The organism is Streptosporangium sp. NPDC006930 (assembly GCF_040635605.1).
Lineage (GTDB): Bacteria > Actinomycetota > Actinomycetes > Streptosporangiales > Streptosporangiaceae > Streptosporangium.
In genome coordinates this window covers 517,540-540,336 of record NZ_JBEYID010000001.1, presented here as the reverse complement: position 1 = coordinate 540,336, position 22,797 = coordinate 517,540, and the positions used below count along the sequence as shown (strand labels likewise).

The window sequence follows — 22,797 nt, the reverse complement described above, 5'->3', positions numbered from 1 at the left end:
GCTGGATTCGACCACGGTGAGTCCTGTCATGGAGTTAGAGACCGTATCGCCGATTAATGTCCTCCCATGAGGGATCGGTCATGTGCGCCTCGCTCCTGGGTGCCCACCGCGGCCGGTTACGCGGCGATGGTGATCGGCGTCCTGGACATCGTCAGGGCCGTGCTGCCCGCGTTCAGGAGAAGCCGGGTCGGCGAACTCACCGGACTCCTGCCGGGGACGTTCACCTCGCTCGCCCAGGCCGCCTCGCTCGTCCTGGGAATCCTCATCGTCATGCTCGCTCACGGCCTCCGGCGCAGGAAGAGAAGGGCCTGGCAGGCGGTGATGGTGCTCCTGCCGCTGAGCGTTCTCACCGAGTTCCTGCACTCGCACCGCCCCTTCACCGCCCTCCTCAGCACGCTGGTCGTCGCCCTGCTCGTGATCAGACAGCGCGAGTTCTACGCCCTCTCCGATCCCCGGACCCGCTGGCGGGCGCTGTGGAACCTCCTCGCCCTGAGCGCCCTGGACATCGTCATCGGCTGGGTCGTGGTCAACGCACACCCCCGGACGATCATCGGTGATCCCAGTGCCGGAGAGCGGCTCCAGCACGTGCTGCTCGGCCTCATCGGGGTGGAGGGCCCGGTCGGATACTCCTCGGAGCGGACCGCCGACCTGGTCTACTTCTCACTCCTCGGTCTCGGCGCGCTCACCGCGGTGACGACCCTCTACCTCGCGCTGCGGCCGGAGAGGCCCGTCGCCGAGTTGGGCCCCGAGCAGGAGGCCGCGGTCCGTGAGCTGCTCGCCGGACACGGCGCCCGCGACTCGCTGGGCTACTTCGCGCTGCGCCGCGACAAGAGCGTCATGTTCTCCCCGACGGGCAAGGCGGTGATCGCCTACCGCGTGGTCTCGGGGGTCATGCTCGCCAGCGGCGATCCCATCGGGGACGTCGAGGCGTGGCCGGGCGCGATCAGGCGGTTCATGGAGGAGGCGGAACGGCACGCCTGGGTGCCCGCCGTGATCGGTTGCAGCGAGACGGGCGGCGAGGTCTGGACGAGGGAGGGCCGCCTGTCCGCCCTGGAGATCGGTGACGAGGCGATCGTCGACGTCGCCGGCTTCACCCTTGAGGGCAGGACGATGCGCAACGTCCGGCAGATGGTGAAGCGGGTGGAGCGCGCGGGCTACACCTGTCTCGTACGGCGGGTCGGGGATCTCACCGAGGCGGAGAAGGACCGGATCCGGCACGCCGCCGACTTCTGGCGCGGCACGGACACCGAGCGGGGCTTCTCCATGGCCCTCGGCCGCTTCGGTGACCCCGCCGACGCCGAATGCGTCGTCGTCACGGCGCACAGGCCCGCCGAGGGCGCCGGAAACACCGCGAAGACCACGGATTTCAGGGATTCCAGGGATTCCAGAAGTTCCACGGATCGCGAGTACGGCGAGGGCGACACGGACGGCACAGGCGGTGAGGAGGCCGGGGACGGCGACAGGGACGGCGAGGGCGACGTGAACGGCACGAGCGGCACCACCGGCGCGGGTGGTGAAGGCGGCGCGAGCCGCATGACCGGCGCGGACGGCGCGGACGGCGCGGACGGCGCGGACACCATAGGCGGCAAGGACGCCGCGAAGGACGAGCGCGAGCCGGGTGAGGACATCCGCGCCATCCTGCACTTCGTCCCCTGGGGGGAGCACGGCATCTCCCTCGACCTGATGCGCCGTGACCACTCCGCCGACCCGGGCCTCAACGACCTGCTCATCGTCAAGGCCCTGCAGGCGGCCCCGGCCCTCGGTGTGAGCGTGGTCTCGCTCAATTTCGCCATGTTCCGCGCCGCGCTCGCCAGGGGCGAGCGACTGGGTGCGGGCCCGATCCTCCGTCTCTGGTACGGCGTCCTGGTCTTCCTGTCCAGGTGGTTCCAGATCGAGTCGCTGTACAGGTTCAACGCGAAGTTCCAGCCGCTGTGGAAACCTCGCTTCCTCGTCTATCCCTCGGCGCGGGACCTTCCGCGGATCGGTCTGTCGGCGCTCCAGGCGGAGGCCTTCGTCTCCCTCCGCCTTCCCAGGATCGCCTTTCGCCGCGTCAGGCCCCTCCGCCCGGCGCCTCCCCGCACCTCACGCACTCCATCTCCATGACCATGGGAACGTGGTGGCGCCGGTGCTCGTAGAACCGGTGACCGAGCCCTGCGGCGACGAGCACCCCGCCGAGCAGCACAAGCATGAACGGCCCGTACTTCTCGTGCCCTATCAGACCCATGACGAGATGGGCTATACCGGCGGCGACGATGATCGCGCCGACGTTGAGCAGTTCCCTGTTGAGCGTCCACCCCGAGGCGGATCGTTCCCGTTCCGTCTCACTCATGCCCTCAGATTCGCTACGGTCAGTTACAGGCCCCGACGGATTCCGTCACCGCGATGTAAAACGCGGAGCGGCGATGTAAAACGCGGAGCATCTTCTCGCGGTGGCAAATGTTGTGACCCATTGAGAAACAGGATTTTCCCCGCCCGCACGAAAGATCTGACCACTCCGTCAGCCGCCGAGCCGGCGGAACCTGTGCGCCGACAACGGCAGGAAGACGGCGATCAGTAGCAGCGGCCAGATCACCGCCATGAGCGTGGCGTTCTGCACGATCCACGACTCCCCTGCCCAGCCCGGGTTGTCGAAGAGCCGTCTCGCCGCCGTGGCGGTGGCCGAGAGCGGGTTCCACTCCGCGATCGCGCCGAGCCAGCCGGGCATGGTGGCGGGGTCGACGAACACGCTGGACAGGAAGCCGACCGGCCAGACCAGGATCTGCACCGACGTCACCACCTCCGGTCCTCCCGCGACGAGGCCGATGTAGATCCCCACCCAGATCAGGGCGAAGCGCAGCAGCAGGAGCAGGCCCACGGCGACCAGCGCGTCGGGCACCCCTCCTCCGGCACGCCAGCCGAGCAGCAGCCCGGCCCCGATCATGACGGCCAGCCCGACGACCGAGTTGAGCATGTCGGCGATCCCGCGGCCCATCACGACCGCCGAGGCGCTCATCGGCATCGAACGGAACCTGTCGGTCACGCCCTTGGCCGCGTCGGTGGTGACCGCCATCATCGTGCTCTCCAGGCCGAAGAGCATCGTCATCGCGAACATGCCGGGGATCAGGAAGTCGAAGTAGCCGCCCCCGCCGGGGACGCCGATGGCGCCGCCGAACAGGCCGCCGAACATCAGCACCATCAGGACCGGGAAGAGCCATCCGACGGCGACCGTTCCCGGGCGACGGCCCCAGTGGCTCAGGTCGCGCAGGGTGATGGTCCAGGAGTCGGCCAACGCCCAGCCGAACCGGGCGAGCGGGGAGGCGGCGGGCGTGGTCGGGGTCGTCGTGCTCACGTGGATGCCTCCGTATCGAGGGTCGGGATCGTGGTATTCACGCGGATGCCTCCGCATCGGGGATCGTCGTACTCGGCGGGGGCCCACCGGGAACGGTGACCGTCCGTGCCGGGGCGCAGGGCGGCGATGTCCGTCCGGCCCCTTTCACGGGAGAGCGAGGTCACGGTGCTCACGCGGACGCCCCGGCGCGGGCGGTCGCGCTCTCGGCACCGCCCGTGAGGTGCAGGAAGACCTCGTCGAGCGTGGGGCGGCGCAGCGTGACGTCGACCGGTTCGACCCCGGCGTCGCCGAGCGCGGTGGCCATGGTGACGAGCGCCCGGGTGCGCTCGTCGACCGGGATGCTGACCCGGCGCGACTCGGCGTCCACGTGGACCTCGCCGGAGGCGACCCGCGCCGCGAGGGCCTCGGTCGCGGCCACGTCCGCCGGATCGGCGAGGACGATGTCGAGCCAGTCGCCGCCGATGGCGGACTTCAGCTCCTCCGGGGTGCCCTCGGTCACCACCCGGCCCGCCCCGAGCATGGTGATCCGGTCGGCCAGCCGGTCCGCCTCCTCCAGATACTGGGTGGTGAGCAGCACTGTCGTGCCGGAGCCGACCAGGTCGCGGATGGCCGACCACACCTCCTGGCGGGCGGCCGGGTCGAGGCCGGTGGTGGGCTCGTCCACGAAGAGCACCTGGGGCGAGACGATGAGGCTCGCCGCCAGGTCGAGCCGCCTGCGCATACCGCCGGAGTACTCGCCGACCGGCTTGGCCCCGGTGTCGGCCAGTGAGAACCGCTCCAGCAGCTCGTCGGCCCGCCTCCGCGCCCCGGCCGCGGGCAGATGGTTCAGCCTGCCGAACATCACCAGGTTCTGCCGCCCGCTGAGGATCTCGTCGACCGCCGCGTACTGGCCGACCAACCCGATCCGTTCGCGTACCTGCCGCGCCTGTGTACGGACGTCGAATCCCGCGACGCTCGCCCGGCCCGAGTCCGGGCGCAGCAGCGTGGACAGGATTCTGATCGCCGTGGTCTTGCCCGCGCCATTGGGGCCGAGCAGGCCGCAGACCGTTCCTGCCGCCACCTCCAGATCGAACCCGTTGAGACCCGTGCCATCGGCGGCACCCGCGTAGTTCTTTCGCAGGTCGTACGCGGCGATCGCCGTCGCGTCCCGTCCGGCCGCCCTCGCGTCTGCTGGTTTCACTCTTCGCACCCGTCTTCCCGTCCGGTACCTACCGGCAGTTCGCCCGACCTCTGCGCACTTCTAGAACGTAGACCGTACCGTACACCGTACGGCTCGGCTACGGTGGTCCCAACGCCGAGAATCTGGAGACTGTTCCCGTGAGTGCGAAGAAAGCTTCCGACGCCGACCCGGCACGCAGCCTGGCGCTCCTGTGGGGCTCGCACAGCAAGCCGGGACGCTCTGGGCTGACGGTGCGTTCGATCGTCCTGGCGGCCATCGAGCTGGCCAACGCCGAAGGACTCGAAGCGGTCTCGATGCGCCAGGTCGCCGAGCGGCTGGGGGTCGGGACCATGTCCCTCTACACCCACGTCCCCGGCAAGGGCGAGCTGGTCGACCTCATGGTCGACACCGCGTACGGGGAGCTCTACGACGATGTGGACGCCCCGTCCCGGCAGCCGGGCGGGTGGCGGGGCGCGCTGGAGTTCGTCGCCGCCCGAAACTGGGACCTCTACCGGCGCAACCCGTGGATGCTGCAGGTCATCGACGCCCGCTCCACACTGGGGCCGAACGCCTCGCTCAAGTACGAGGCCGAGCTACGCCCGCTGGACGGCGTCGGCCTGACGGACGTCGAGATGGACTCCGTCCTGGCCCTGGTCCTCAGCCATGTGCAGAGCACCGCCAGAGCGGCGGCCAACCAGGCACGGGTCCAGGAGGAGAGCGGGATGACCGACGTCGAGTGGTGGGTGTCCAACGCCCCGCTGCTCGACAAGATCATGGACGGCACCCGCTTCCCTGTCGCCTCCCGGGTCGGCCAGGCCGCGGGCGAGGCCCACCAGGCGATCTCCGACCCCGCACACGCCCTCACCTTCGGCCTGGACCGCATCCTGGCCGGAATCGCCGACCTGATCGCGGTCCGGAATCGCTCATGAACCCGGATCCCATGGAGGGCACCGCGGACGATCCGTCACATGAGAACGGACGCCATCCCCTCAGGCCGTTCCCTCTCTTTCTTTCGGGACTCAGGTAGCGATCGTGGCCGCACATCGCGGGCGCACCCCCGCGCTGCTCGTGGAGGGGGGCCGACGACCGGTTCGCCGTCCTGCGCCGGTCGCGGGCGGGGATCGGTGCCCGGAAACAAAAAAGCGGGGTGTGCGGGACGGGAAGGGCCTTGGTGGCCGTCTCCGTCCCGCACACCCCGGAGGGCCGGTTTAGTAGTAACCGGTGCCCGTGATGGCCGCCGGCTGGTTGCCCATGTTCTTCACCCGGTAGCGGATGCACTGGGCGGGCGGGGTGGTGGTGGCGGCGACGTACGCGGCGTGGTCGTTCGCGGCGATCGGCACCGACCCGACGTACCTGCCGCGGCAGTTACCGATCTTCACCTTGACGGGCACGCTGTTCTCGTCAAGCTTGACCAGAACGTTTCCGCCGTACCGGGCGCCGGGGACGAGTTCGGGCGTGAGGAACACCTCCTCGCCCGGCTGGACCCTCGCGGCCAGGTTGACGTCGTCGGCGTGGGCGGGGGTGCCGGTCAGTGCGACGGCTCCGGCGGCCGCCAGGACCAACATCGAGGACAGGGCGCGCATCGAACGTCACTCTCCTTTACTCGTCTCTACGGATCGGACGTGGAGACACTACGAAGAGTCACATCCTCGAAAGATAACGAGGTGGAAGGGCCTGGGTAAAACTCCGGGGAGCGCCGGTCCCGTTTCCCGGACAGCTTGCGTCATAGGCGGTCAGAGTGCCGCCGGCGCCGTTGCCGTGGGTGACGGGCACGGGCGGGACATTCCGGTGAAAGCCCTGCGGGACGGACCGGAGGCCGCCGTCGCGGCGGGCGCAGGGGAAGGCGGAGCAAGGGCCAGGCGGGAGCGAGGGCGGCTATCGGGTGAGGAACTTCTGGGCCTCGACGACCAGGTCGATGTGGAGGCTGAGCTTGAGGCCGTAGTAGACGATCGCGGTGGCGGTCACCGCCGCGACGGCGACGACCAGGATCTTGACGCTCCAGCCCCGGCGGCCCAGCCAGGCCGTCCAGGCCGACAGGGTCCGCTTGCCGAACTCCAGCAGCCGGTGCGCCCAGTGGAACTCGGTGGCCAGCACCGCGAGCCCCGCGAAGACGACCAGCCAGCCGGGGCCGGGGAAGGGCACCATGATCAGTCCGCCGATGACCAGCACGGCGCCGATCACGCCGATGACGATCTTCAGGGTGAGGCGGCCCGCGCTGGTGGACCTGACGCCGTCGAGCCAGCCGTGGATGCCGGCCCGCCCGGCCGCCGCGTCTTTCAGCGCGTCGGCGTCGCCCAGCTCGACCCGGCCGTCACCCCCGACGCCGCCGATGGCGGCCTCGCCCTGGACGCCACCGAGGCCGGTCTCTCCGCGTACGCCGCCGGTGCCGGTCTCAGACGGCTGCCCGGTCGCGCCGTGAGGCTCGCGCACCCCATCTGAGATCGTCATGTTCTCCCCAGCACAGTCGGTTTCTTCCACAATAGGCTCTGCTGGGCGACCCGGCCCCGCTGACGTCTTCAGATCATCCTCAGGGGGGAGGAGCGGGGGTCCTCAGGGGGGAGTCCCGAGATCGCCGCGGTCGTCCCTCTAGCCCTTTCCGGGCGCGAGGAACGACCTGACGGCATTCGGTCGCCTCCTGGGTGAGGCCCGCCCGCCCTCTACGGAAAACGGTGAGAGAGCGGGCGGGAAGCGGTCAGGGGGCAGTGCAGGTGACGCTGGAGGGGACTCCGTTGGTGCCGGTCCAGGAGGCGCCGAAACCGAACGACGTGGAGGCTCCGGGGGCCAGGACGCCGTTCCAGTTCACGTTCTTCACGGTGACGTCCGCACCGGTCTGGGTGTGGGTGCCGCTCCAGAGCTGGGTGATCGTCTGACCGTTCGGGAACGACCACTTCACGGTCCAGCCGGTGGTCGCCGAGGTGCCGGTGTTCTTTACGGTCACCTCGCCCTGGAAACCGCCGGGCCAGGAGTTGGACACCGTGTAGGTCGCGGTGCAGCCACCGCCGACCTGCCCCGCGAGGGTCTTGAAGGTCACCGGGGTGGAGGCGTCCGAGCTGTTGCCCGCCGCGTCACGGGCGATCACATAGAAGGTGTACGACGTATCAGCGGTCAACCCGGTGAGCGCGAACGACGGCGAGGTCGGCGAACCCACCTTCACGTCCGTCGCCCCCGCCTCACGGTAGACGTCGTAACCACTCACCCCGACGGCATCCGTCGAGGCCGTCCAGGTCAACGTCGCACCCGACGACGTGATCGCCGAGGCCACCGGAGTACCGGGCCTGGTCGGCGGGACGGTGTCGGGGGGCGGGACGGTCCCGTCGTTGTCGGCGTACAGGATGCCCCGGCCGTTGGTGCCCAGGTAGACGCGACCGTAGACGCGCGGGTCGCCGGTGATCGCCTCGCCCGCGTTGCCGTACTGGTGCTTGTCGTCGTTGATCCTCACCCAGCTCGCGCCGGTGTCGTCGGAGCGGAAGACGCCGGTCACGCCGCCGATCGTGGCGACGGTGTACAGCGCCTGGTAGCCACCGGCGGTGGCGGATTTACCGAAGCCGATGTTGACGGCGCTCGTGACGCCGGACAGCTTGGTGAACGACGCGCCGCCGTTGGTGGAGCGCCAGATGCCCGAGGTGGTGCCCGTACCCCCGGCCAGCCAGATGTCGCCCTCACGGCCGGGTACGGCCTTGAACTTGACGTCGCCCTCCGTGGGGAGCCCGGTCGCGGCGGTGGCCGTGAAGGAGGCGCCGCCGTTGGTGCTGGCGTAGAACTTCCCGCCGCTGAAGCCGTAGAACTTGTTGGAGTTCACCCGGTCGGACTCGACGACGGCTCCCGTCGGGAGTCCGGTGGAGGGGGTCCAGGTGTTGCCGTAGCCGACCGAGTAGTGCACGCCCACGCCCTTGGGCGCCCAGACGAACCGGGAGCCGTTCGCCGCCGCGGCGATCGTGCCGCCCTCGTTGATGCCACCGGGTTCGGTGCCCTGGAACCAGTTGGCGCCGCCGTCCGTGGAGAACGCGGCGTGACTGTCGTTCGGCCGGTCGGCGTCGGTGAAGTTGCCCGCGCGGACCATGATCGCCGGGTTGGTCTCGGCGTAGTCGAGGCTGGTCGTCGAGGTGAAGACCGGCGAGGTGAACAGCATGGGCGGTACGGCGTCGAGGTTGGTGTGCCGGAAGCCTCCCAGGTCACCCAGGGCGCTGACCAGCGGGGCGCCGGTCGGCGGGCTGATCAGGTCGAGGACGGCGGTCTCCTCAAGCCCCTTGACCATGGGCTTGATGGTGAACCGGCCGCCGGTGTCCCACTTCTTGAGGTCCTCGGTGCCGTACACCGTGGCACCGGTGCCGTACATCATCCGGTTGCCGTCGAACGGGTCGATCTCCAGCGACTCCGTCATCCAGCCGAGCTTGGGCGTCGTCTCCGGCGGCTGCGGGTTGGTCCCGAAGGTCAGCCACGGCGAGGAGGAGATGTCCATCGTGTAGCGGAAGCTGCGCTCCGGGTAGGAGGTGAAGTCCCAGACGCGGGTCCAGGTCGCGCCGGAGTCGGTGGACCTGAAGAAGATCACGTCCGGCCACCAGGAGATCTGGGTCGCGACCATGATCGTGCCGGGGTTCTGCCGGTCGATCGTGAGGCCGCTGTAGCCGAAGTAGTTGTCGGACGAGCTGGAGGGGATCGGGCTGATCTGGGTCCAGGCCCCGGTGGTGGTGTTGAGCTTCCACACATCGCCCTTTGAGCCGTCGTACGGGCCGCCGGTGTCACTGGTGGCGATGTAGAGCGTACGGCTGACGTGATCGAACACGCCCTTGTGCGCCATGTAGCCGGTGGGCTGTCCGGCGACCCTGCTCCAGGTGGTCCCGCCGTCCGAGGAGCTGTAGACGGTGTTCGCCTTGTCCGCGACGCCCACGTAGATCTTCTGTGTCGTGTTCCCCGCGGTTCCCGAGGTCGGGTCGAAGGTCACCCAGACCACGCCGGGACGGTGGCTGAGGTAGCCGTTGGGATCGGAGGGGTCCTGGGCGTAGTTTCCCGGGTTGGGGAAGCTCGCGACCTTGGCCCAGGTCACCCCCTTGTCGGTGCTGCGCCACAGACCGTTGCCGTCGGGCGCGCCGAGGTAGACGATGCTGTTCCTGTTGGGGTCGACGGCGAGCCGCTCCCCCATCCCCCGGCCCGGCATGTTGCCGCCGAGTTTGAAGGGCAGCGGTGTGGCCTGCCAGGTCGCGCCCTTGTCGGCGGAACGCAGGATGGCCCCGTTGTTGGGATCCCAGCTGTTGGTGTACATCCCGGCGGCGACGTAGACGCGGTTGGTCTCCACCGGGTCGGTGGCGAGGCTGACCACACCGTTGTAGCCCCATTTGTCCCAGCCCACCCAGTCGAGCAGCGGGGTCCAGCTCTTGCTCGCCTGTTCCCAGCGGTACGCGCCGCCGATGTCGGTGCGGGCGTAGATCAGGTTTTTCTCGGTCTGGTTGAAGATGATCCCCGGCACGAACCCGCCGCCGTCGATCCTCACGTTCTTCCACTGGTATGTCTCTGCGGCGGCGGCCGCGGAACCGGTCCCGGTCGCCACCGTCTTCGTCGCGGCCCCCGACGCGGACGCCTGGGCGCCCCCGACGGCCGCGCCGACCGACGCGCACGCCACCGCCACGGCGGCGAGCATGCTGAACAGCCTTCTTCGCATGTACGGCTTCCCTTCGCAATGCAACGGACAAACCGCCATGCACGATCAGGTGACGGGACCCTGACCTTCGACCGCCATGATGCGCGTGCATGAACGCCCAGAGATTCACACGCCGGACCCCGGATCGTCAATAGTTTGAATAGGCAACTAACAAACCTGCGATGAACCCCCCGGGGGAACACCGGCGCTCCCACGGGAGCGCACCCTGTCGCCCGTCGCCGCCGCCCCTTGCCTGAGGTGCGGGATCGGCGTGAGAACGCGACACCGGAGCTGCGCGCGGGAGCGACTCGGGGCGTCGGCCTCAGCCCGCGGGACGGACCTCCTCACACCTCACAGGGAGCGCAGTTCTCGCGGGGAGGGAGCATCAGGCGCGAACCCGGTCCTCTCGCGGCGGCCACGTCGTCGGGGTTGGCGAGCGCACAGCGGTCCAGGGAGAGACACCCGCAGGCGATGCAGTCGGTCAGGCCGTGGCGGAGCCGTTCGAGCTGCCTGATGCGGTCGTCGAGCTCGTCCTGCCATACCGTCGAGAGCCTCGACCAGTCCTCCCTGGTGGGGGTGCGCTCGTCGGGAAGTGCGGACAGCGCCTCCTGGATCGTCCTGAGCGGGATCCCGACGCGCTGGGAGACCCTGATGAAGGCGATCCTGCGGAGCGTGTCACGGGGGAAACGACGCTGGTTACCCGCGGTGCGACGGCTGCGGATCAGACCCTTGGCCTCGTAGAAGTGCAGGGCGGAGACCGCGACCCCGCTGCGCGCGGAGAGCTGGCCGACACTCATCTCCGGATTGTTGGGCATGCGCCAGTCTAACTTGACCTCAATCAACATTGAGGTTACAGAGTGAGGACATGACATTCACGGAGGCGGAGCTCGCCTATCTCGAAGGGCAGCGCCTGGGCCGCCTGGCGACGACGGGCCCCGACGGTTCCCTGCAGAACAGCCCGACCGGTTTCCGCGTCGACACCGAGACAGGCGTCATCGACATCTACGGCCGCGCGATGGGCACCACCAGGAAGTTCCACAACGTCCGGACGAACCCGCGGGTGGCCTTCGTGGTCGACGACGTCGCCTCCACCGACCCCTGGCGGGTGAGGGGCGTGGAGATCCGGGGTGAGGCCGAGGCCGTCGAGGACCACGAACCGCCCTCCCCGTACCTGAGCCGGGAGATCATCCGCATCCACCCCCGGCGGATCATCTCCTGGGGCGTCGACCCCACCCAGGAGGGCATGAGAGGCCGTGACGTCTGACTCCGCCTCGTCGGGCGCTTCTTCTGCGGGGAAGACCTATCAGGTATGAATGGCGCATGACGAGAACACTGGTGCTGGGTGGCGGAGGCGTGGCGGGTATCGCCTGGGAGGCGGGGATCGTCACCGGTCTGCGCCGGGCCGGCATCGAGCTGGGAGAGGCGGACCTGATCATCGGCACCTCCGCCGGATCGGTGGTCGGGACGCTCGTCGCCACCGAGGCCGATCTGGAGAGCTCGGTCGGCGTCCAGGCGGACACGGAGGTCCCGAACGTCTCGACCGCCTCCGCCGTCGACATGGAGGCGGTGATGGCCGCCTTCGGCGTGCTCTACGACCCGTCCCTGGAGCCCCTGGAGGCCCGGCGCCGGGTCGGTGAGATGGCCCTCGCGGTGAAGGACACCAGCGCCAGGATCGAGACGATCGGTAACCGGCTGCCCGTCAAGGAGTGGCCGGAACGCCGCCTGCTGATCACCGCCGTCGACGCGGGGACCGGCGAGTTCGTGGTCTGGGAGCGCGACTCGGGGGCTCCACTGGTGGCGGCGGTCGCCTCCAGTTGCGCGGTCCCGTGCGTGTTCCCTCCGGTGGAGATCGGAGGGCGCCGTTACATGGACGGCGGGGTCCGCTCGGCGACGAACGCCGACCTGGCGGCGGGCAGCTCCGCCGTGGTCCTCCTGGAACCGCTGGCGCACGTCTCGCCGAGGTCCCGCCTCGAAGCCGAACTCGCCGAACTGGGTGAGGCCACCGTCGCCCACGTCGTCCCCGACGAGGCGTCGGTCGCCGTGTTCGGCACCAACGTCCTCGACCCGGCCCTGTGGCGCCCCGCCTTCCAGGCCGGCCTCGCCCAGGCGATCGCCGTCCAGGAGAGCGTGGCCAGGGCCTGGAAGGACTGAGACCGTGACCGGCCGGAGGCGGACCCGCGACAGGTTTTCTCGCGGGGCGCACGGGGGTCCACCGGGGTCCGCGGCGGAAAGCGCGGCGCCCCCCTCGGCGCCCCCGGTGGGATTCCACGGAGGGAAAGTGAGCGGAGTGGCGCCGCTGTGGGTGGTGAGCGGGCCACCGGGGGCGGGGAAGTCCACCGTAGCGGCGGCACTGCTCGCGCTGCTCGACCCGGTTCCCGCGCTGCTCGACAAGGACACCGTCTACGGCGGTTTCGTCGCGGCCACCCTCCGCGCCCACGGACGCGACGACGGGGAGCGCGAAGGCCGCTGGTACGACCAGAACATCAAACGCCATGAATACGAGGGGTTGACCGAGGTCGCCCGCCAGATCCGCTCCCACGGCTGTCCGGTGATGCTGGAAGGCCCGTTCACCACCCAGGTGCACGACGCGACGGTGTGGGAACGCTGGGTGGAGCGGCTGGGCGGCCCGCCGGTGCGTCTCCTCTGGGTCCGTTCGGACGGCCCTGCGTTGCGAGCCCGGCTGGAGGCGAGAGGGCTCGCGAGGGACGCGGGCAAGCTCGACCGCTTCGAGGACTATCTGCGGGCGATCAGGGTGGACGAACCGCCCGCCGTGCCCCACGACGAGATCGACAACCGTCCCGGCGCCCCCTCGCTCACGTCGCAGCTGGAAAGGCTCGTCACCTCCCGGAACTCTGCCCGCGCCTGAACGCCCGGCGGCGGAGGGCGCGGCGTTCAGGGGACCTGGAAGCGGTCGTCCCTGGCGTCGGTGATCGCCATATGGCCCGGGAGATGGCCGATGGCGAAGGACACCCCGCTCGCCATGACGGCCGCCTGCGGCGTCACCCCGCAGGCCCAGAAGACCGGGGTCTCCCCCGCCCGCACCTCGACGGGATCGCCGAAGTCGGGGACGCCGAGGTCGGCGATCCCGATCTCCTCGGGGGCGCCGACATGGATCGGCGCCCCGTGCACGGCCGGATATCTCGCGGTCACCCGTACGGCGGCCGGAACCAGGGAGGCCGGGACGGGGCGCATCGAGACGACCAGCGGGCCGCCCAGCGATCCCGCGGGACGGCAGGCGATCGAGGTGAGATACATGGGCACGTTCGTCCCCGTCTCGATGTGCCGTACCGGAACCCCGGCCCTGAGCAGCGCGTCCTCGAAGGTGAAGCTGCAGCCGAGCAGGAAGGCGACCAGGTCGTTCCGCCAGAGGTCGCGAACGTCGCCGACGTCGGCCACGGCCCTGCCGTCCTCGTAGACGCGGTAGGCGGGCAGGTCGGTGCGAAGGTCGCCGCCGAACAGAACGGTGCTCACCGCACCGGGATCGCCGACGTCCAGGACCGGGCAGGCGACGGGGTTGCGCTGGGCGAACAGGAGCAGGTCGTAGGCGAGTTCGCGGGGCACGGCGAGCAGGTTGGCCTGGGTCCAGCCCCGGCACCACCCTGCGGTGGGCACCCGCAACCCCTCCCTGAAGTGACTCCGGGCCCGCGCCGGGGTGAGCGCCGCTACGTCCATCGGCGGATCATAACCTCGGCGCCGTCCGCCGCCCAGCGTTCCTCGTCCGCGGGCGGGGATACGGATGCTGGATATCGGTGTCTCCGGCAGCCGAAACTTCGGCGCAATCCCGGTCCCCGAAATCTCGGATGTCGGACACCGCTGTCAGACTCCGGCCGGCGGGAGCGGGTGTCCTCCAGACGAGACGGCCGGAAAGAGGCTAACGGCTGTCCATAAATATATAAATTAAGGCGCCTAAAACGTTTTTGGAACGATTCGACAAAATTGAGTCATATTTCATGACAAGTTTGCATTGCAGGTATAACGCCCCGGCCTTACGTTCCCGGTATGGATCTCGAGCTCCGACACCTCAAGATCGTGCGCGCGGTGGCACAGGCCGGCAGCGTCACCAAGGCCGCCACCCACCTCGGATTGGCCCAACCCGCGCTGACGGCGCAGCTCAAACGGATAGAGCGGGTTCTCGGGGGAGCTCTTTTCGAACGCGACCACAACGGCGCCAGGCCCACACCCCTGGGGCAGCTGGTCCTGTCACGTGCGCTGGTGCTGCTGCCCGCGGCCCGCGAACTCCAGGAGGAGGCACTTCGATTCGCCAACGCGAACGCCGACCTCCCCAGCTACCGGCTGGGTGCCACCCACGGCCCGATACTCGGCGGTCTGGTGGACCGCCTCGCCACCGCCTGGCCGTCCACCCCGGTGAGCACCCACACCTCCTGGTCCGCGAGGGAGCTCACCGCCATGGTGATGCTGGGCCGGATCGACTTCGCGTTCATCGGCGCCTGCGGAGAGAGCCCTCCGCCGGTGGAGGGGCCGGTGGTGTGGTCGACCGTGGGGACCGACCCAGTCTTCGTGCTGCTCAACGAGGACCATCCGCTGGTGGACAGGAAGGAGGTTGAGCTCGCGGAGCTGGCCGACGAGCAGTGGACGGTGACCCCCGGCGACAGCTGCTTCGGCGACTGCTTCGCCACGGCCTGCGCCCGCGCCGGCTTCACCCCCAAGACCATCTACGAGACCGACGTGGCCACCTGCATGCACCTGGCCAAGGTCGGACGCGCCGCCGCGCTGTGCCAGGCGACCTTCCAGCCCGTCGAGGGGCTGCAGCTGGTACCGCTCGCGGGAGCTCCGCTGCGCTGGCGGCAGCTGCTCGGCTGGCACCCGGAGGCCGCGAGCGCCGCGGTCGCGGCGTCGATCCTCGAACACGCGAAGGCCGCGCATTCCGACGCGATCGGACGGAGCAGACGATACGCGGCGTGGCTGACCGAGAACCCCCGGCTGGGCACCTCTCCATAACGTGACGGTAGGGGGCATCTGGTAGAGGCGCGCCTCATGTGCACCCCGTTACGTTGACGGCACCCCCACCGGAGGGATTCCAGAGACCAGGCCGGTCCGCCGCCCCCGCGGCCCGGCCGTCCCCGCCGCCCTTCCCCGCCACGGGCTTGTGCGAGCTCCTGGCGGGGAGGGCGGCCTCTCCACGTCCGGGCGTCGAGAACAATGGAGGAATGAGCGACCTTCTGACGCTGAGCGAGGGCGCGGTGCTGACGCACCTCGCCACCCGGGCCGAGCTGGCGAGCGGGGTGCTGCCCGCCTCCGACGACCTGCGGCTGTGGGCACGGCTGGCCGACGGTGAGGGGGTGCCCCTGGCGGGCGGCGGCCGGGTGCGGACCTCGCTCGACACCGGCGAGCCCGTCCTGACCGGACCCGACGGCTGGCTCGCCGGGGTGGAGCCGGAGCAGGTGATCGCGCTGCGGTTGCGCGGCGGCACCCTGGAGCTGTCGGTCACCGAGTTGGACGACGTTCCCGCCGAGCGGGTGATGCGGGTCGTCCAGGAGTTCGGTGAGCAGGCGCTCGACGCGCTGCGCGCCTTCGCGGAAGGGCTGGAGCCCAGTCCCGGTGTGCCGGTCGACGTCGTGGTCCTGGAGCTGCTGATGAAGGCCCCCGAGACCTTCGCCGACCCGCTGCCGCCGCTGTCCCCGCTGCTGCTCAACGCCTCGCTGGAGCTGCGCGAGGGCCGGGTGGGCATCGTGGGCGCCCCGTGGGACACGGCGTCGGTCGCCGACCTGGCCCCGCTGGACATCATCAGGCTCGCCCTGGTGCGCAGCGCGCTGCGCACGTACGGCGAGGGCGCCGACCTCTCCAGCCTCCCCAAAGCCGTCACCTACCTGTCGCGGTCGGACACGGTGCTCGCGAGGATCGCCGACGAGGTGGAGCGCGAGCCGCTCGGCCCAGCACTGGTCGAGGCACTGCCCCGCACCGAGCCGGCCGCCCTGCTGCTGATCGCGAGGTCGGCCGAGGGCGAGGGCCGTTCGTTCGAGGCGGCAGGGCTGATCTCCGAGGTGCTCTCCCTCTCCCCCGATCTGGCACCGGCCGTTCGCGACGCGGCCGAGTACGCCGCGTGCCGCACCATCCCCGGGGCTCCGCTGCCCGAGCGGGCCGCGCACCTGTTCCGGCAGCTGCTCACGTACGCCTACCGCCCGGCCCGCAGGCGGCTGATCGAGGATCTGATCGCGCTGAGCGTCCGGGTGGCGGAGCCCGCCCTCGCGGACCTGGCGCTGTTCGAGAACGACGTCGTCGGCGAGTTCCTGGACGCGCGGGCCGAGTGGCTGCGCGACGACGAGGTGGAGCTGCTGGAGTCCTGGCGGCGGACGCCGCTGCGGCTGTGGGAGGTCCTCGACGTGTCCGGGGACGAGATCACCGTGTCCGCCGCCGGGGACGGGACCGGGGAGCGGGTGAGGCTGGTCGACGAGTTGCTCTCCGGGCAGGCGATACCCGGTGACCTGATGCTGACCAGGCTGCTGGGCGACGGGACGGGGCCGCACGTGTTCGGTCACCCGTTCAAGGTCGATCCCGAGCGTGGGGAGGAGATGCTCGCCCTGCTCTCCGACCCCGTCGACCCCTACGCGGTGGCCGCCTTCTTCAGGCGCCCCCGGCGGGCACCCGCCGCCCCCGGCACGGCGATGGACGCGACGGGGACGGACTCCACGGCGACGGACGACGACACCGGTCACTGAACGGCCCTGGGGAAGGTGGGGCCGAAGCCCCTCAGAGGGTGCGCAGGAAGGCCAGGCCCGTGGTCGCGAGGGCGTCCTGGGTCTCGGCGAGAGGTCGCCAGATCGAGGCGGCCGTGGCGATCGTCCGGTTGTGCGCGGTGAACGACTCGATGCAGAGCGGTCCCCGGTAGTCCACGGCGCGCAGGGCGTCGACGAGGGCGGGCCAGTCCATGTGGTCGGCCCCCGGCGCACCCCGGTCGTTCGCGCAGACCTGCACGTGCGCGACGAGATCCCCGGCCAGCCGTACGGCCGCCGCCGGATCCCGCTCCTCGATGTTCATGTGATAGACGTCCAGCGCGAGGCCGACGCCCGGGATCCCGCCGACCGCCTCGACGGCCTGCTCGACGGTGTTGACCAGGCTGGTCTCGTAGCGGTTGAGCGGTTCGACGGCGACCGTCACCCCGCGTTCCGCCGCGTACGCGCCGACCGGGGTCAGGTTCTCCCGCAGCTCGGCGTAGCGGCTCTTGCGCTCCTCCTCCGACATCCGCCAGGTCCGCCCCACCGAGGCGTAGGCGGGTCCGCCGATCACCGGGCTGCCCACCGCCACGGCGGCGTCCACACATCGCCGCAGGTAGTCCTGGGTGTCGGCGACCGTCGCCGCGTCGGCGTCGACCAGCTCCCTGCCCGGTGGCATGACGAGGACCACCGAGGCCTTCAGCCCGAGGCTCTCCAGCAGTTCGGCCGCCCGCGCGGGATCCCAGTCTCCGGCCTGCTCCACCGGTAGCTCGATCACGTCGAACCCCCAGGCGGCCACCTTCGGCGCCAGCCGGGCGAGATCCTCGTCCGTCAGCGGCGAGACCCATACCCACGTGTTGACCCCGATGGGGAACATCGGCAACCCCTTTTCGTGCTGAACGCGTACTCAATGTCTCCCGAGCCCGTCGGCGGACTCGTCTCGCGGGCTCTTCGTGAGCCTCGTGAACTCGACCTCCTCCCCGGCCAGAAGGGCCGGGGATTCTCCCGTCGCGTCGCGGTCAGGCGGCGCGTGGGGTAGCGGTGGGCTCCGGGCACCGCCTCGCGGTGCCCGGAGCCCGGTGGATCCGCCTTACTCACCGCTCTGGCCGGGGGATCGCTCTTGTTCGCCGCCCCGGCCCGCGGGGAGATCGGCCTTACTTACCGCCCCAGGCGGCGGGGAAGTCCGGCAGCTTCTCGCAACCGCAGAGCGCGTAGTGCAGCGGCGGCATGTTGGGCTGCAGGTAGGTGTCCAGGTTCTCGGAAGTGATCTTGGGCTGGGGCAGCTTCCAGGTCTTGGGCACCTCCTCACCCTTGAGGATCTTCAGGGCGGCGATGATCGGGGTGCGCCACTGGTAGGTGGGGTAGGTCGGCGCGACGGCCGTGAGGCCGCCGCTCTTCCACTTCTGCAGGAAGTCCTGCTGGTCCTCGCCGACGATCGCCGGCACCGGGACCCCGGCGTCCTCGAACGCCTCGACGGCCGCCACGGCGGTCGCGCCCGCGTCCATCCACACCCCGTCGATCTTGCCGTGCCGCTGGATGTAGTCGCTCACGATGCTCTTGGTCTTGGCCGCGTCGCCGTCGGTGAACTCCACCCCGACCACGTCGAGCTGGCTCTGGTCGAAGGTGACCTTCGCCGCCGACCAGCGGGTCTCCAGCACGTCGACGCCCGGCAGGATCCGCAGCGCGAGGACCTTGCCCCCGGCCGGCACCTTCTCCACCAGGAACTCGGCGCCGTCGGCGCCGAAGGCGTAACCGCCGATGGGGTTGATGAACGTCACCGGGCAGTCGGTCTCCACGCCTCGGTCGAAGACGATCACCGGGACCTTGGGGCAGGCGCCCGTCACCGCGGGGGTGAGCGTCGCGGTGGTGTTGGGCGAGACGATCAGGGCGTCACAGCCCTTGCCGACCAGCTCGGCGATGTCGGAGATCTGCTTGTCGTCCTTGCCCTCCGCGTCGAGGGCGGTGAACTTCTTGATCTCCTTGTGCAGCGCCACCTCGGCCTGCATGGTCTTCCAGCCCACCTGCCGCCACGGGTTGTTCACCGCGGCGTTGGAGAAGCACAGGTTGTAGGGACCGTCCTTCTTGTACTTGGCCGTGTCCACCATCTCCGGGGCGATGGCCTGCTCCCACGGCTTGTCCGCGGGCCCCTCCGCGCTCTGGGCCCGCATGGCGAGCTGGGCGTCGTAGTCGGCCTGGACGAAGAACTTCGACTGCTCTCCGGTGTTGGAGGACGCGGCGGTGGACGCGCCGGTGGACGGGGCGGCCGCCGAGCTCTCCGGTGCCGCGCTGGAGGTCGCCGGCTTGTCACTGGCGCATCCCGCGGCGAGCAACATCGCGGAGACACCCGCGACGAGCACCGTGATCGATCTGTTCAATGAAGGCTCTCCTTGTTTCTCTGGGGTGCGTTCAGACGCGTAGGGCGCGCCTGAACGGAAGCCGTACGGAACTCACCGCGACGGCGGCGATGATGATCACGCCCTGGACCGCGAACTCCAGGGCCCCCGAGATCCCGTACAGGTTGAGCAGGGTGAACAGCGCTTCGAGGGTGAAGGCCCCGGCCATCGCGGCGACCACGGAGCCGCGCCCGCCACCGAGCGCGACGCCACCGAGGACGACGGCCGTGATGGCCTGGAACTCCAGGCCCTGCCCGACCTGGGCCGAGACGCCCGCGAAGCCGCCGAGCAGGATGCCCGCGACGGCCGCGGCCAGGCCGGAGATGACGAAGGCGGCGATCCTGGTCCGGTCGACCCTCACCCCGGACAGTCCTGCCGCGCGTTCGTTGTCGCCGGTGGCGATGAGCCGCTTACCGAAGTCGGAGCGCATGAGGAGGATCGCCGCGGTGCCCGCGACGAGAAGGATGAGTACCGACCAGGGCACCGGGCCGAGATCCCTGCGACCGAACATCCGGAACGTCTCCGACAGCGCGCCGCGCGGGGCGCCGCCGGTCCACAGGAACACCGCGCCGGACAGCACCAGCATCATGCCGAGCGTGGTGATGAACGACGGCACCCGCAGCTTGGTGGTGATGGCCCCGTTGGCGAGCCCGACCAGCAGCCCGATCACGATCAGCAGGGCCAGCACCGGCCAGGTCGCCTGCTCCTGCCCGTCGATCAGCCGGGCGGCCACCACGACCTGCACGGTGACGAGTGACCCCACCGACAGGTCGAACTCCCCCGAGACGATCACGAAGTACTGCCCGGCGGCCAGGATGACCAGCGGCGCGGCCCTCTTGAGGAAGGCGAGGAACCCGGCGGGCTCCAGGAAGAACGGGTTCACCAGCGCGATCAGCACCAGCAGCACCGCCAGCACGGCGAGGATCGGCCCCATGGACCTGAGGGCTCTCATCGGGATCGCCCCCTCGCGCCGCGGCGGGCGTAGACGGCCACGGCGACGACGATCACCACGCCGCGGACCACGTCCTTGAAGAACGCGTTGACCTCCAGCTGGTTGAAGACGCTGTCGAGCACGGCGAGCAGCAACACCCCGCCGACCGTCCCGGCGACCCCGCCCCTGCCTCCGGCCAGGGCCGTACCGCCGAGGACCACCGCGGCGATCGACTCCAGGTCGTAGCCGCCGTCGGTGCCGACCGTGGGCGCGCCCGCGCCGAGCCTGCTCGCCAGCAGCAGCCCGGCGACGCCCGCGCAGACCGAGCACAGGATGTGTGCGGCGACGACGATCCTGCCGGTCCGTACGCCGGACAGCCTGGCCACCTCCTCGTCACCGCCGACCGCGTAGATCCGGTACCCGAGCCTGGTACGGCGCAGCAGGAACCAGACGGCGAGCGCGACGGCGGCCCACAGCAGCGCGGAGACGGGGACCGGTCCGATCCTGTCGTAGCCGAGCCGCTGGAAGGAGTCGGGCACGCTGCCCGCGGGACCGTCGTAGAGGTGGTCCACGATCCCCTTGACGATGAGGGCCGTGCCGAGGGTCGCGATGAAGGCGTGGACGTGCAGCCGGGTGATGACCAGGCCGTTAACCAGCCCGATCAGCGCGCTCACCGCGAGCACCGCCGCGACGCCGGGAACGATTCCGCCGTCCTGCCCGGCCATGATCTCGGCCGCGACGAGGGAGGTGAGGCTGATCAGGTACGCCACCGACAGGTCCAGCGACCCGACCAGGATCGCCAGCGTCTGACCCACCGCGACGATGCCCAGCGCGGCCGAGCGCTGCTGGATACCGACGATGGTCTCCAGCGTGAGGAAGTCGCCCCCGTCGAGGGCGACCAACACCCATCCGACGAGCATGACCCCGGCCAGGGCGAGGTAGATGACCTGGGTCGAGCCGATGCGGCCCACCAGGGCGCGTCTTCTCTCCCCTTCCGGCGGGATGGGGGCGGCGGGCGCGGCGGTGCCGGTCGCCGCCGCGGGCCTGCCCCGGCCGGTCATGACGTCACCTCACCGGCGGCCAGGCGCATGACGGCCTCCTCCGAGGATCCGGCGGGCAGCGCACCGGCGATGCGGCCGTCGCGCATCACGACGACGCGGTCGCTCATGCCGATCAGCTCGGGAAGCTCGGACGAGATCATCATGATCGCCATTCCGTCCTCGGCCAGGCCGCGCATCAAATCGTGGATGGCGGCCTTGGCACCCACGTCGACCCCGCGCGTGGGCTCGTCGAAGATCAGGACCTTCGGCGCCACGGTCATCCACTTGGCCAGCACGACCTTCTGCTGGTTGCCGCCGGACAGGTAGCGGACCTCCTGCTCGGGGCGGGGCGGGTGGAGTCGTACCGCCTCCAGGAGTTCGAGGACACCGGTCCCGCCGGTCCCGCCGATCCTGCCGCCGTTGCCGATCCTGCGCACCGAGCGGGAGACCAGCAGGGCGTTGTCCCGTACGGACTGGCGCAGCGCGAGCCCTTCGGCCTTGCGGTCCTCGTTCACCAGGCCGATCCCGGCGGCCACGGCCTGCCGCACCGATGTCGGCCGCAGCGGGCTCATCGTGCCGCGCGTGAACGGCTCGGCTCCGAACAGGGCCTTGGCCAGCTCGGTGCGGCCCGACCCCTGCAGGCCGGCCACCCCGAGGATCTCGCGTTCGCGCAGTTCGAGGTCGATCCCGTCGAGCACGGCGTTGCCTCCGCCGCGCACGCTGAGCCGCACCTCTCCGGGCTCCGTGCCCCTGTCGGGGAAGTAGGTGCCGAGGTCGCGGCCGACCATCAGCCGGACCAGCTCGTCGGAGGTGATCTCGGCGGTGTCCGCGGTCCTGACCAGCGTGCCGTCCTTCAGCACCGTCACCCGGTCGGACAGGTCGAAGACCTCTCGCAGCCGGTGGGAGATGTAGAGGACGGCGATGCTCCGCTCCCGCAGGCGGGCCACCAGCCGGTAGAGCAGCTCCACCTCGTGATCCGCGAGTGCCGCCGTGGGCTCGTCCATCACGATGATCCTGGCGTCCTGGGAGAGCGCCTTGACGATCTCCACGACCTGCTGCTGGGCGATGGAGAGGTGACGGACCAGGTCCCGGGGGGTGAAGGAGGTCTCGCCGAGTTCCTGGAGCAGCCGGGCGGTGGCGGTCTCCATCGCCTCCCTGTCGACCAGCCCCCGCCGGACGGGCTCGCGGCCGAGGAAGACGTTCTCGGCGACGCTGCGCTCGGGCAGCAGGTTGAACTCCTGGTAGATGATCGCGACCCCGGCGCGCTGCGCCTCGACCGGGTGGGCGAAGGAGACCTCGGTGCCGTCGATCTCGATGCTGCCCTCGTCAGGGGCGTGCACCCCGGCGAGGACTTTCATCAGCGTGGACTTTCCCGCGCCGTTCTCACCGACGACCGCGTGCACCTCTCCGGCGGCGACCTCCAGATCGACCTCGCTCAGTACGCGAACCCCGAGAAAACTCTTGGCGATGCCGCGCATTCTCAGGATCATGAGGCTACCGTCCCCGCGCGAGATACGGCGGCGGGAAAACGCGCCTGAGGTGCCAGGGATACCTGGGATATCAGGGACAGGGCTAACACATCCGAAAATCCGGTCCCGACGTCACCGGATGGTAATCGATTCGTCGGTAACCGGCCGATT

Annotated in this window: 20 protein-coding genes; 7 read left to right on the top strand and 13 right to left on the bottom strand. The window is 70.1% G+C overall.

What is annotated here, in order from left to right; all coding sequences use genetic code 11:
* Positions 1-66: 66 nt before the first annotated feature.
* Positions 67-2,103, top strand: coding sequence for a phosphatidylglycerol lysyltransferase domain-containing protein (locus ABZ664_RS02545; RefSeq protein WP_362501905.1), 2,037 nt, complete (start codon positions 67-69; stop codon positions 2,101-2,103).
* On the opposite strand, the gene ABZ664_RS02540 is transcribed toward ABZ664_RS02545, so the two are convergent.
* From ABZ664_RS02540 to ABZ664_RS02530, 3 genes are all read right to left on the bottom strand, one after another.
* Positions 2,051-2,329, bottom strand: coding sequence for a hypothetical protein (locus ABZ664_RS02540; RefSeq protein ID WP_362501903.1), 279 nt, complete (start codon positions 2,327-2,329; stop codon positions 2,051-2,053). The genes ABZ664_RS02545 and ABZ664_RS02540 overlap by 53 nt on opposite strands.
* 168 nt (positions 2,330-2,497) lie before the next feature.
* Positions 2,498-3,328, bottom strand: a complete 831-nt coding sequence (locus tag ABZ664_RS02535; RefSeq protein ID WP_362501901.1) for an ABC transporter permease — start codon at positions 3,326-3,328, stop codon at positions 2,498-2,500.
* A 169-nt stretch (positions 3,329-3,497) separates the two neighbouring features.
* Positions 3,498-4,508 (bottom strand): ATP-binding cassette domain-containing protein, encoded by a 1,011-nt coding sequence (locus tag ABZ664_RS02530; RefSeq protein ID WP_362501899.1) that lies wholly within the window; start codon positions 4,506-4,508, stop codon positions 3,498-3,500.
* Between the two features lie 137 nt (positions 4,509-4,645).
* Between ABZ664_RS02530 and ABZ664_RS02525 the strand changes: the two genes are divergently transcribed.
* On the top strand, positions 4,646-5,416 hold the full coding sequence (locus tag ABZ664_RS02525) for a TetR/AcrR family transcriptional regulator (protein WP_362501897.1): 771 nt from the start codon (positions 4,646-4,648) through the stop codon (positions 5,414-5,416).
* Positions 5,417-5,695: 279 nt separating this feature from the next.
* Here the strand turns inward: ABZ664_RS02525 and ABZ664_RS02520 are convergent, their stop codons facing one another.
* The 4 genes from ABZ664_RS02520 to soxR form a co-directional block, all read right to left on the bottom strand.
* Positions 5,696-6,070: a hypothetical protein gene (locus ABZ664_RS02520; RefSeq protein ID WP_350947360.1), complete on the bottom strand. Its 375-nt coding sequence runs from the start codon at positions 6,068-6,070 to the stop codon at positions 5,696-5,698.
* Positions 6,071-6,362: 292 nt separating this feature from the next.
* Positions 6,363-6,935 carry a TIGR02611 family protein gene (locus ABZ664_RS02515; RefSeq protein WP_362501895.1) on the bottom strand — a complete coding sequence of 191 codons (573 nt, stop codon included), beginning with the start codon at positions 6,933-6,935 and terminating at the stop codon, positions 6,363-6,365.
* A 244-nt stretch (positions 6,936-7,179) separates the two neighbouring features.
* A complete protein-coding gene (locus ABZ664_RS02510; protein ID WP_362501893.1) occupies positions 7,180-10,143 on the bottom strand; it encodes a cellulose binding domain-containing protein in 2,964 nt (987 codons plus the stop codon).
* 323 nt (positions 10,144-10,466) lie between these two features.
* Positions 10,467-10,919: a redox-sensitive transcriptional activator SoxR gene (soxR, locus tag ABZ664_RS02505; RefSeq protein WP_362501891.1), complete on the bottom strand. Its 453-nt coding sequence runs from the start codon at positions 10,917-10,919 to the stop codon at positions 10,467-10,469.
* Between the two features lie 68 nt (positions 10,920-10,987).
* Between soxR and ABZ664_RS02500 the strand changes: the two genes are divergently transcribed.
* The 3 genes from ABZ664_RS02500 to ABZ664_RS02490 all read left to right on the top strand — a co-directional run bounded on the left by ABZ664_RS02500 (position 10,988) and on the right by ABZ664_RS02490 (position 12,988).
* Entirely contained in the window at positions 10,988-11,386 is a 399-nt protein-coding gene (locus ABZ664_RS02500) for a PPOX class F420-dependent oxidoreductase (RefSeq protein WP_362501889.1), read from the top strand.
* Between the two features lie 56 nt (positions 11,387-11,442).
* The gene (locus ABZ664_RS02495; protein WP_362501887.1) at positions 11,443-12,273 is read left to right on the top strand and encodes a patatin-like phospholipase family protein; all 831 of its coding nucleotides are present in this window, start codon (positions 11,443-11,445) and stop codon (positions 12,271-12,273) included.
* Positions 12,274-12,409: 136 nt separating this feature from the next.
* A complete protein-coding gene (locus ABZ664_RS02490) occupies positions 12,410-12,988 on the top strand; it encodes an AAA family ATPase (RefSeq protein WP_362502244.1) in 579 nt (192 codons plus the stop codon).
* A 26-nt stretch (positions 12,989-13,014) separates the two neighbouring features.
* Here ABZ664_RS02490 and ABZ664_RS02485 read toward each other — a convergent pair whose 3' ends face one another.
* Positions 13,015-13,794: a putative hydro-lyase gene (locus ABZ664_RS02485; RefSeq protein WP_362501885.1), complete on the bottom strand. Its 780-nt coding sequence runs from the start codon at positions 13,792-13,794 to the stop codon at positions 13,015-13,017.
* A 327-nt stretch (positions 13,795-14,121) separates the two neighbouring features.
* Here ABZ664_RS02485 and ABZ664_RS02480 point away from each other — a divergent pair, with 327 nt between their 5' ends.
* Together ABZ664_RS02480 and ABZ664_RS02475 are read left to right on the top strand one after the other, a co-directional pair.
* Complete coding sequence (locus tag ABZ664_RS02480; RefSeq protein ID WP_362501883.1) at positions 14,122-15,081, top strand: LysR family transcriptional regulator; 960 nt, start codon at positions 14,122-14,124, stop codon at positions 15,079-15,081.
* Positions 15,082-15,290: 209 nt separating this feature from the next.
* Positions 15,291-16,799: a hypothetical protein gene (locus ABZ664_RS02475; protein WP_362501881.1), complete on the top strand. Its 1,509-nt coding sequence runs from the start codon at positions 15,291-15,293 to the stop codon at positions 16,797-16,799.
* A 31-nt stretch (positions 16,800-16,830) separates the two neighbouring features.
* Here the strand turns inward: ABZ664_RS02475 and ABZ664_RS02470 are convergent, their stop codons facing one another.
* The 5 genes from ABZ664_RS02470 to ABZ664_RS02450 all read right to left on the bottom strand — a co-directional run bounded on the left by ABZ664_RS02470 (position 16,831) and on the right by ABZ664_RS02450 (position 22,647).
* The gene (locus ABZ664_RS02470; RefSeq protein ID WP_362501879.1) at positions 16,831-17,670 is read right to left on the bottom strand and encodes a sugar phosphate isomerase/epimerase family protein; all 840 of its coding nucleotides are present in this window, start codon (positions 17,668-17,670) and stop codon (positions 16,831-16,833) included.
* Positions 17,671-17,947: 277 nt separating this feature from the next.
* On the bottom strand, positions 17,948-19,168 hold the full coding sequence (locus tag ABZ664_RS02465; RefSeq protein WP_362501877.1) for a substrate-binding domain-containing protein: 1,221 nt from the start codon (positions 19,166-19,168) through the stop codon (positions 17,948-17,950).
* Positions 19,169-19,199: 31 nt separating this feature from the next.
* Positions 19,200-20,138, bottom strand: coding sequence for an ABC transporter permease (locus tag ABZ664_RS02460; RefSeq protein WP_362501875.1), 939 nt, complete (start codon positions 20,136-20,138; stop codon positions 19,200-19,202).
* Positions 20,135-21,178, bottom strand: a complete 1,044-nt coding sequence (locus ABZ664_RS02455) for an ABC transporter permease (RefSeq protein ID WP_362501873.1) — start codon at positions 21,176-21,178, stop codon at positions 20,135-20,137. Before ABZ664_RS02455 ends, ABZ664_RS02460 begins: the two co-directional genes overlap by 4 nt.
* Entirely contained in the window at positions 21,175-22,647 is a 1,473-nt protein-coding gene (locus ABZ664_RS02450; RefSeq protein WP_362501871.1) for a sugar ABC transporter ATP-binding protein, read from the bottom strand. Before ABZ664_RS02450 ends, ABZ664_RS02455 begins: the two co-directional genes overlap by 4 nt.
* Positions 22,648-22,797: the final 150 nt, after the last annotated feature.